Genomic DNA, 1,125 nt, shown 5'->3' with positions numbered 1-1,125 from the left:
GCTGCCTGCCGGGGGCTGCGCAGCGGGTCGGAGGCGCCGGTGGAGACGGCGCCCCGGGTGGCGCACCACAGGGGGGCGTCGATGCCCGCGTCGCCGAGGGCCTGGATCAGGGCGAGGGTGGCGGCGAGGCCTTCCGCCAGGGCGGGGTGGGTCCGGTGCGGCTGCTCGTCCACCGCCAGCAGGGACAGGACGCCGTCGACGGCGTGGCCGTGGGCGGCGGTGCGCAGCAGCTCGGCGAGTGCCTCACGGCCGGTGCCGGGTTCGACCTCCAGCGGTCGTACCGTCGCGCCGTGCTCCTCCAGGGCCTTCAGGGCGTCGGCCGTCCACGGGTCCCCGGCGGGGCGGCCGGCAGGGACGAGGGCCAGCCAGCCGCCGCCGAGGGCAGTGGCGGGGGCGGATGCGGCGGGGGCGGGCTGCCAGGCGATGCGGTAGCGCCGGCCGTCGAGTGCGGACCGCTCCTGGTGGCTGCGGCGCCAGAGGGAGAGCGCGGGCAGGACCGAGCTGAGGGGTGCGTCGTCCGCGAGGCCGAGGCGCTGGGCGAAGGCCGCGAGGTCGGCGCGTTCCACGGAGTCCCAGAACCCGGCCTCGGCCGGATCGGCGGCCCGGGCGGCGTCGGCGGCGGGCCGGCCGGAGAAGGCCGTGGACTCCAGCCAGTGGCGGCGCCGCTGGAAGGCGTAGGTGGGCAGGTCGTGCAGGGCCGGGCGGCCGGCGCGGCCGCCGGACAGGGCGGCCGGGTCGAGCGGGACTCCGTGGACGTGGAGCCGGGCCAGCGCGGAGGCCGCGGCCAGGTCCTCGTCGGTCCGCGTGCGCAGCAGGGGGACGGCGTGCGCGGAGTCGGCGTCCAGCAGGGGCTGGGCCAGGCCGGTCAGTACGCCCCCGGGGCCGATCTCGACGAACAGCGAGGCTCCGGCGTCCGCCAGGTACCGCACGGCGTCCGCGAAGCGGACCGCGGCGCGCGCCTGGCCCACCCAGTACTCGGGGTCGGCGAGTTCGGAGGCCGCGAGGCGGCGGCCCGTCACGGTGGAGACCACGGGGAGGGCCGGTGCGGCGAAGGGGACGGCTTCGACGAGCTTGCGGAAGTCGTCGAGCATCGGGTCCATGAGGGGTGAGTGGAAGGCGTGGGAG

At 78.2% G+C, this 1,125-nt stretch carries 1 pseudogene; it reads right to left on the bottom strand.

The annotated features are described in order from the left end of the window. Positions 1 to 1,100: pseudogene (locus VR44_RS39925) on the bottom strand (type I polyketide synthase); the annotation flags it as partial. Positions 1,101 to 1,125: the final 25 nt, after the last annotated feature.

Origin of the sequence: Streptomyces katrae (genome assembly GCF_000966975.1) — a bacterium.
GTDB lineage: Bacteria > Actinomycetota > Actinomycetes > Streptomycetales > Streptomycetaceae > Streptomyces > Streptomyces katrae.
The sequence above is the reverse complement of the archived record's forward strand: the minus strand, read 5'-3'. Positions and strand labels throughout refer to the sequence as shown.